7 protein-coding genes are annotated in these 8,269 nt (G+C 68.3%); 1 reads left to right on the top strand and 6 read right to left on the bottom strand.

Annotated features, from left to right (window positions below):
* Window positions 1–1,405: aconitate hydratase AcnA (gene acnA / locus CR157_RS22985; RefSeq protein WP_258364097.1), on the top strand; the 1,405-nt coding region annotated here is incomplete at its 5' end.
* A 105-nt stretch (window positions 1,406–1,510) separates the two neighbouring features.
* On the opposite strand, the gene CR157_RS07430 is transcribed toward acnA, so the two are convergent.
* The 6 genes from CR157_RS07430 to CR157_RS07405 all read right to left on the bottom strand — a co-directional run bounded on the left by CR157_RS07430 (window position 1,511) and on the right by CR157_RS07405 (window position 8,265).
* A complete protein-coding gene (locus CR157_RS07430; protein ID WP_110282931.1) occupies window positions 1,511–1,915 on the bottom strand; it encodes a cupin domain-containing protein in 405 nt (134 codons plus the stop codon).
* Between the two features lie 174 nt (window positions 1,916–2,089).
* Window positions 2,090–3,769 carry an NAD-dependent malic enzyme gene (locus tag CR157_RS07425; protein WP_110282930.1) on the bottom strand — a complete coding sequence of 560 codons (1,680 nt, stop codon included), beginning with the start codon at window positions 3,767–3,769 and terminating at the stop codon, window positions 2,090–2,092.
* A gap of 161 nt (window positions 3,770–3,930) precedes the next feature.
* Window positions 3,931–5,115 (bottom strand): YeeE/YedE family protein, encoded by a 1,185-nt coding sequence (locus CR157_RS07420; RefSeq protein ID WP_110282929.1) that lies wholly within the window; start codon window positions 5,113–5,115, stop codon window positions 3,931–3,933.
* A gap of 182 nt (window positions 5,116–5,297) precedes the next feature.
* The gene (locus tag CR157_RS07415) at window positions 5,298–6,311 is read right to left on the bottom strand and encodes a tryptophan--tRNA ligase (protein WP_110282928.1); all 1,014 of its coding nucleotides are present in this window, start codon (window positions 6,309–6,311) and stop codon (window positions 5,298–5,300) included.
* A 316-nt stretch (window positions 6,312–6,627) separates the two neighbouring features.
* Window positions 6,628–7,743: an alanine dehydrogenase gene (ald, locus tag CR157_RS07410; protein WP_110282927.1), complete on the bottom strand. Its 1,116-nt coding sequence runs from the start codon at window positions 7,741–7,743 to the stop codon at window positions 6,628–6,630.
* 201 nt (window positions 7,744–7,944) lie between these two features.
* The gene (locus CR157_RS07405; RefSeq protein ID WP_110282926.1) at window positions 7,945–8,265 is read right to left on the bottom strand and encodes a putative signal transducing protein; all 321 of its coding nucleotides are present in this window, start codon (window positions 8,263–8,265) and stop codon (window positions 7,945–7,947) included.
* Window positions 8,266–8,269 lie beyond the last annotated feature (4 nt).

Here is an 8,269-nt window from a genome sequence, read left to right as displayed (position 1 = left end):
CGCCGTGGTGATCGCCGCCATCACCTCCTGCACCAACACCTCCAACCCCAGCGTGATGATGGCCGCCGGCCTGCTGGCCAGAAATGCCCTGGCCAGGGGCCTGCGGACCAAGCCCTGGGTCAAGACCTCCCTGGCCCCGGGCTCCAAGGTGGTGACCAAGTACCTGGAGGCCGGCGGCGTCAACGACGACCTCGATGCCCTGGGCTTTCAGCTGGTGGGCTACGGTTGCACCACCTGCATCGGCAACTCCGGCCCGCTGCACGAGGCCATCGAGCAAGCCATCGAGGATGGCGACCTCACCGTGGCGTCGGTGCTTTCCGGTAACCGCAACTTCGAGGGGCGCATCCACCCGCTGGTCAAGACCAACTGGCTCGCCTCGCCGCCGCTGGTGGTGGCCTACGCCCTGGCCGGCAATGTCCAGCTCGACCTGACCCGGGACCCGCTGGGCGTCGACCGCCACGGCCAGCGGGTCTACCTCAGGGACATCTGGCCCAGCCAGGCGGAGATCGCCGAGGCCGTGGAGAAGGTCAAGACCGAGATGTTCCGCAAGGAGTATGCCGAGGTGTTCGACGGCGACGAGACCTGGCAGGCGCTCGAGGTCCCCGAGAGCCAGGTCTACGCGTGGTCGACGGACTCCACCTACATCCAGCATCCGCCCTTCTTCGAGGGCATGGGCCGGACACCCGATGCCATCGAGGACGTCAGGGACGCCCGCATCCTCGCCCTACTGGGGGACTCGGTGACCACCGACCATATCTCCCCGGCCGGCTCGATCAAGCCCGACAGCCCCGCCGGCCGCTACCTGCAGGAGCGCGGCGTGGGGCCAGTGGACTTCAACTCCTACGGGTCGCGCCGCGGCAACCACGAAGTGATGATGCGCGGCACCTTCGCCAACGTGCGCATCAGAAACGAGATGCTCGACGGCGTGGTCGGCGGCGAGACCCGCCATGTGCCCAGCGGCGAACGGATGGCCATCTACGACGCGGCCATGAAGTACCAGCAGGAAGGCACGCCCCTGGTGGTGATCGCCGGCAAGGAGTACGGCACCGGCTCCTCCCGCGACTGGGCCGCCAAGGGCACCCGCCTGCTGGGGGTACGCGCGGTGCTGGCGGAATCCTTCGAGCGCATCCACCGTTCCAACCTGATCGGCATGGGCGTGGTGCCGCTGCAGTTCCCCGAGGGCGAGAGCCGCAAGACCCTGGGCCTGACCGGCGACGAGCAGGTCTCCATCGAGGGGCTTGCCGAGCTCACCCCGGGCGGCAGGGTCAAGGTGACCATCAAGTCGGACAAGGGCGAGAAGAAGCTTGAGGCGCTGTGCCGCATCGACACCGCCAACGAACTGGAGTACTACCGCCACGGCGGCATCCTGCACTATGTGCTGAGGAAGATGATCGGGGCGGCCTGAACCGGAGCGCGTAAAGCCGATCATCGGGTGGCAAGCGAAGGCGATACCGGGGCGCCCGACGGTGCCCCGGGGTCGAACCGCGGCCCCTACGGCAGTGCCATGGCGCTATGACAAGGCACTTCGCCCGGGATCATAAGGCTCGACCTTGTCCTGTTCCGCCGGGTCGTTGCGGGCGACGATCGCGCGTGCCGGCTCCGTTTCGCTGAGGTTGATCGCTTCATGGGGAACGCCTGGCGGAATGAAGAGAAAGTCGCCGGCCTCACTGACGGTTTCGTGTTCGAGCGAAGCGCCCCAGCGCGTGCACACCCTGCCCTCGAGCACATAGATGCCCGTTTCGTAGCCGACATGGACATGGGGGTCGGCACGGCCGCCCGCCGGGATGACCACGAGGTGCATGGACAGCCCGGTCGCCCCCACCGTCTGCCCCGAGATGCCGACGAAGTACGGCAGCCGTTGCCTGGTCATCACCTCGGCTTCCGGACGAAGCCCCTTAACCGCTGGCGCTTCCATCGTTCTCTCTCCTCCAGTCTGTGCGTCTTCGTTCGTGGCCCGACCACCACACCAGTATGATCCTGGCCGTGCTGGAAAGACAAAGGCCCCGCCGGGGGTAGCCGGCAGGGCCTTCTTCGTGATGGGGCTTCGGGCTTCGGGCGGCAGTGTACGCTCGTGGCCCGCCGCCAGCGCCTAGAACGACCGGCGACGGTAGCGGCGATACTCCGGGTTCCAGCTGTTGCGCTCGATGGCGTCACGCAGCTTGGTGCCGTTGGTCTTCGGTGCCACGCCCTCCCCCTGGGCCTGGGCGGCGACATCGAAGGCGATCGCCTTGGAGAGCTCGCGGATCTGGGAAAGCCGCGGCAGCAGCGCGCCCTCGCCCTCCTTGACCAGCGGGGCCTCCCGCGCCAGCGCCCGCGAGGCCGACATCAGCATCGCATCGGTGACCCGCTTGGCCCCGCTGGCCACCACGCCCAGGCCGATGCCCGGGAAGATATAGGCGTTGTTGCACTGGGCGATGGGATAGGTGATGCCATCGTGCACCACCGGGGCGAAGGGGCTGCCGGTGGCCACCAGCGCCTGGCCGTCGGTCCAGGTGAGCACGTCCTCCGGCGTCGCCTCGGCCCGGGAGGTGGGGTTGGAGAGCGGCATGATCAACGGCCGGGAGCAGCCGGCGTGCATGGCACGTACCACCTCCTCGGTGAAGATGCCGGGCTGGCCACAGACGCCGATCAGCACCGTGGGACGCACCTGGGTGACCACTTCCAGCAGGTCGCGCCCGCGCCAGTCGTTGAGCAGGGCCGGATCCTGGGCGAGGCGGCGCTGGAAGTCCCACAACCCTTCCATGTCGGCGGTCACCAGGCCGTCCCGGTCGACCATGAAGACCCGGCTGCGCGCCTCCTTCTCGGTCAACCCCTCCGCCTGCATGGCCACCACGATCTGCTCGGCGATGCCGCAACCCGCCGAACCGCCGCCCACGAACACCACCCGCTGCTGCCCGACCCCCTCGTCGCGCGCCTGGCAGGCTGCCATCAGGGTGCCCACGCAGACCGACGCCGTGCCCTGGACGTCGTCGTTGAAGCAGCAGAGCCGGTCGCGATAGCGCTCGAGCAGCGGCAGGGCGTTGGCCTGGGCGAAGTCCTCGAACTGCAGCAGCGCCTTGGGCCAGCGGCGCTTCACCGCGGCGATGAACTCCTCCATGAAGGCGTCGTATTCGGTCTGGGCGATGCGCGGGTGGCGCCAGCCCATGTACATGGGGTCGTCGAGCAGCGCCCGGTTGTTGGTGCCCACGTCGAGCATGATCGGCAGCGTATAGGCCGGGCTGATGCCGCCGCAGGCGGTATAGAGCGAGAGCTTGCCGATGGGAATGCCCATGCCGCCGATGCCCTGGTCGCCGAGGCCGAGGATGCGCTCGCCGTCGGTCACCACGATGACCTTGACCTGGTCCTTGGTGGCGCAGCGCAGGATGTCGTCCATGCGGTCGCGGTCCGGGTAGGCGACGAAGAGCCCGCGGTGGTTGCGATAGATGTTGGAGAACTCCTCGCAGGCCTTGCCCACCGTGGGCGTATAGATGATCGGCAGCATCTCCTCGAGGTGCTCGGAGACCAGGCGGAAATAGAGGGTCTCGTTGTCGTCCTGGATGGCGCGCAGATAGATATGGCGATCCAGGTCGTTCTGGCACTGGCGATACTGTCGGTAGGCGCGTTCCGCCTGCTCCTCGATGGACTCCACGTTCTGCGGCAGCAGACCGATCAGGTTGAACTCGATGCGCTCCTCGCGGGTGAAGGCACTGCCCTTGTTGAGCAGCGGCATCTCGAGCAGCGGGGGGCCAGCATAGGGAATATAGAGGGGACGCTTGGGTTCGGTGGTCATCTCTCGTCTCGATGCGGTGACTGGAACGGGCCGTTGACGCTCTGGACGGCGTCTCTGGCGCTAACTCTACCACGCCGAAAACGACAGCGCCCCGACCTGGCCAAGTCGGGGCGCGTTCATTCCGCCGAAAGGCGCGATCAGCAGCCCCTGGCCGCCGGCTGTCACCCGGCCTCCCCCGCGAAGAAGAAGGGGCGCAGCTTCACCCCCAGCATGTTGCCGGCGAAGGCCGCCACCAGCCAGACCCAGCCGTGCAGGCTGCCCGAAGCGATGCCCCCGAAGTAGGCGCCGATGTTGCAGCCGAACGCCAGGCGCGCGCCGTAGCCGAGCAGGATGCCGCCGATCACCGCGGCGAGCACGGACCTCGCCGGGATACGGAAATTGGGCGCGAAGCGACCGGCGAGGGAAGCAGCCACCAGGGCTCCCACCATGATGCCGACGTTCATCACCGTGGTGATGTCGCCCCAGACGCTGGCCCGAAGGGCCGCGGCGTTGCCCGGCGCCTGCCAGTAACCCCAGGCGGAGACATCGCCGCCCAGGAACTCGAAGCCCTTGGCGCCCCACAAGGCGAAGGCCGAGGTCACCCCCCAGGGGCGGCCGGCCAGGGCCAGGGTGGTGAAGTTGAGCAGTGCCAGCGCCACGGCGCCGGCGAGCAGCGGCCAGGGGCCGGTGAGCCAGCGCCGGTTGCCGGCATCGATGGCCGGCGCCTGCTCGAGCCGGCCATGGCGGCGTTTCTCCATCACCACCGTGAAGGCGGCGATGGCCGTGAACAGCACCAGGCTGACCGCGATGCCGCCCCCGACGCCCAACTCGGTGACCAGCGAGGTCGGCCGCCAGGCGGGGAGGCTCTGCCACCAGGCGAAGTGGGCGGTGCCGATCAGCGAGCCGACGACGAAGAACAGCAGGGTGATCAGCATGCGGGCGTTGCCGCCACCGGCGGTGAAGAGGGTACCGGAGGCACAGCCGCCGCCGAGCTGCATGCCGAGGCCGAACAGGAAGGCCCCGACCACCACCGAGACGCCGATCGGCGCCACATAGCCGGCTACCGGGGTGCCGACCAGGCTGCCGGCACCGAACGCCGGGAAGAACAGCAGCACGGCGATGGCCAGCATCACCATCTGGGCGCGCAGCCCGCGGCCGCGGCGTTCGGTGATGAAGACCCGCCAGGCGGCGGTGAAGCCGAAGGCGGCCTGGTAGAGCACCACGCCGAGCAGCCCGCCGACCACCATCAGCAGGCCGACGCGGCCGCCGAAGGCAGTGCCCACGGCCAGGGCCCCCAGCAGCAAGGCACCGGCGGCCACGACGGAGACGGACAGGCGCTTCTGCGGTGTCAGGGCGAATCCCCTCATGACGAGCTCCCTCGATGTCGTCCGGAACGGGAGTCCCGATAAATAGAGCATGCTGCTGACTTGGACCCGGCACGTAAAAGCATTGATCCGCAGCCATGCAGGCAAACGGAGAATATACGGCAGCCCGACACGGCGACGGGCGCCCAGGGGACGCCCGGCACTTCAGGGGAAGCCGGATACCGTCAGACGAAGCGGCCCAGCCCCACCGCCTGGCGCAGGCGATCCAGGAAGGGAACGGCCTCGCCACGGGCCCGCTCGGCCCCCTTGAGCAACACCTGCTCGATGTGGCCGGGGTCCTCCATCAGCGCCTGGTAGCGCTCACGGGGTTCGCGCAGCTGCTCGTTGAGGTACTCGAAGACCCGGTTCTTGGCCTCGCCCCAGCCGATGCCGTTCTCGTACTCGCGGCGCATGGCGGCGCTCTCCTCCGCCGTGGCGAAGGCCGAGTAGATCTGGAACAGGGTGCAGCCGTCGGGATCCTTGGGCTCGCCGGGCTCCAGCGAGTTGGTCTTGATCTTGCGCACCAGCTTCAGCAGCTTCTTCTCGGAGACGAACAGCGGGATGGTGTTGTTGTAGCTCTTGGACATCTTGCGCCCGTCGAGGCCATTGAGCACCGCCACCCGGTCGTCCACCACCGCCTCGGGCAGGCTGAAGTAGTCGCCCTTGAAGAGGTGGTTGAAGCGCGCGGCGATGTCCCGGGCCATCTCGATGTGCTGGATCTGGTCACGCCCCACCGGCACCTTGTGGGCGTTGAACATCAGGATGTCGGCGGCCATCAGCACCGGGTAGCCGAACAGCCCCATGGTGATGCCCTTGTCGGGGTCCTGGTTGCCGGCGGCCTCGTTCTCGGCCACCGCCGCCTTGTAGGCGTGGGCCCGGTTCATCAGCCCCTTGGCGCAGACGCAGGAGAGCATCCAGGTCAGCTCGGTGATCTCCGGCACGTCCGACTGGCGATAGAAGATGGCGTTGTCGGTATCCAGGCCCAGCGCCAGCCAGGTGGCGGCGATCTCCAGGCGCGACTCCTGTACCCGCCTGGGATCCTGGCACTTGATCAGGGCATGCAGGTCGGCGAGGAAGTAGTAGGACTGGACACTGGGGTCCTGGCTCGCCGCGATGGCGGGCTTGATGGCCCCCACGTAGTTGCCCAGGTGCGGGGTGCCGGTGGTGGTGATGCCGGTGAGAACGCGTGTCTTGGTCATGGAGTCGGGCTGTGTCACTGATCGGTGGCAAATGCCGCCCATCTTACCGCGCTGCCCTGGTCAAGGCGACCGGGGCATGCGGCAAGCGGTATTCTCGCGGCTTGCCCGGCGACAGGCCGACGTGGAGGCGCTGTGAACCCTTCCCTGGGCGCTACCTTCTTCTTGCGGCGCTCTCGCCTCCTGCTCCGCTTGCAAGGCCGGTGCACGCCATCCATGGCGTGCCCGTTCGGCTTTCGCCTCACCCCTGAAGAATGACCTCCACTCTGGCCTGTCCCCGGCGCCGCTCACGCTGGCGGATGTGTCTCGACGCCTTGCCTTACTTCACCAGGGTGGCGGGATCGACGCTCTCCAGGCCGAAGGCCCCGGCCACCGCAGCGTAGGTGATCTGGCCATCGTGGACGTTGAGCCCGGGCAGGAAGTGCGGGTCGTCGGCCAGCGCTTGCTTCCAGCCCTTGTCGGCCAGCGCCATGACGAAGGGCATGGTGGCGTTGGTCAGCGCCTGGGTGGAGGTACGTGCCACCGCCCCGGGCATGTTCGCCACGCAGTAATGGACGATGCCGTCGACGACATAGGTCGGCTCGGCGTGGGTGGTGGCCCGGCTGGTCTCGAAGCAGCCGCCCTGGTCGATGGCCACGTCCACCAGCACACTGCCCGGTTTCATGTCGGCGAGCATGGCACGGGTGATCAGCTTGGGCGCGGCGGCTCCGGGAATCAGCACGGCCCCGATGATCAGGTCGGATTCGCGCACCGCCTCGTCGATGGCGTCGGCGGTGGAGAAGACCGTCTTCATGCGCCCCTGGTAGCGGTCGTCCAGGGTCTCGAGCCGCGGGATCGACTTGTCGAGCACCGTGACCTCGGCGCCCAGGCCCAGCGCCATGCGCGCGGCGTTCTCGCCCACCACGCCGCCACCGATGACGGCCACCTTGCCCGGGGCCACGCCGGGCACGCCGGGCAGCAGCACGCCGGCGCCGCCCTGGGCCTTCTCCAGGCTGTGGGCGCCGGCCTGCACCGCCATGCGGCCGGCCACGGTGCTCATCGGCGCCAGCAGCGGCAGCCCCCCCTGGCGGTCGGTGATGGTCTCGTAGGCAATGCAGGTGGCACCGCTCGCCATCAGGCCGCGGGTCAACGACTCCGCGGCGGCCAGGTGCAGGTAGGTGAACAGGGTCTGACCGGTCGTCAGGCGTGCCACCTCCTCGGGCTGGGGCTCCTTGACCTTGAGGATCAGCTCGGCGCCGGCCCACACCGTCGACACGTCCGCTTCCAGCCGCGCCCCGGCCGCCTCGTAGTCGCTGTCCTGGAAACCCGCGCCCTCACCGGCCCCGCTCTGCACGGTGACCACGTGCCCGCGAGCGACCAGCTCCCGGGCGCCGGTGGGAGTCAGGGCAACGCGATACTCATGGTTCTTGATTTCCTTCGGGACGGCGATCTGCATGGGACCCTCCTGCGGGCTCTTGTTGGGTAGGTTTCCTCCCCATTACAGCACAGGCAGAGCATCCACAAAGAGTCCACGCACAATTTCAATAAAAACCCACGAACCCAGGCCCTTTAACCAAAAATCATCTTGCTGCAAGAGTGTCCAGCAGAAAACCCTACGGCCGCTCCTGGTCCCGCCGCGGACGAGGCAGGCAGGCGCTCAGCCCGGGCGGTGAGTGCCACAGTTCCAGCAGGTGTCGAACGCCCCCTCCAGGCGTTCGCCGCAGCCGGGGCAGGTCCAGTCGGGCCGCTCGCTGCCCCCTTCCAGGGAGTCGCGGATCAGCGCCTCGGCGCGCTCGCGGTTATGGGGCGCCACCCAGACCTCGGGCTCGCACTCCCCCAGCGGCAGCTCTCCGGCGCCGCCGCCCAGGGTCATGTTGCGCAGCTCGGCGGGGATCCCCGCCGCGTCCAGCACATTGTGCAGATGACTGACCAGCAGCGCATTGGAGTGGGCGAAGACACGGACATACTCGGAGGACATGGCG

This window comes from Halomonas sp. LBP4, assembly GCF_003202205.1.
Lineage (GTDB): Bacteria > Pseudomonadota > Gammaproteobacteria > Pseudomonadales > Halomonadaceae > Halomonas > Halomonas flagellata.
This window is presented reverse-complemented; position numbering and strand designations above follow the sequence as displayed.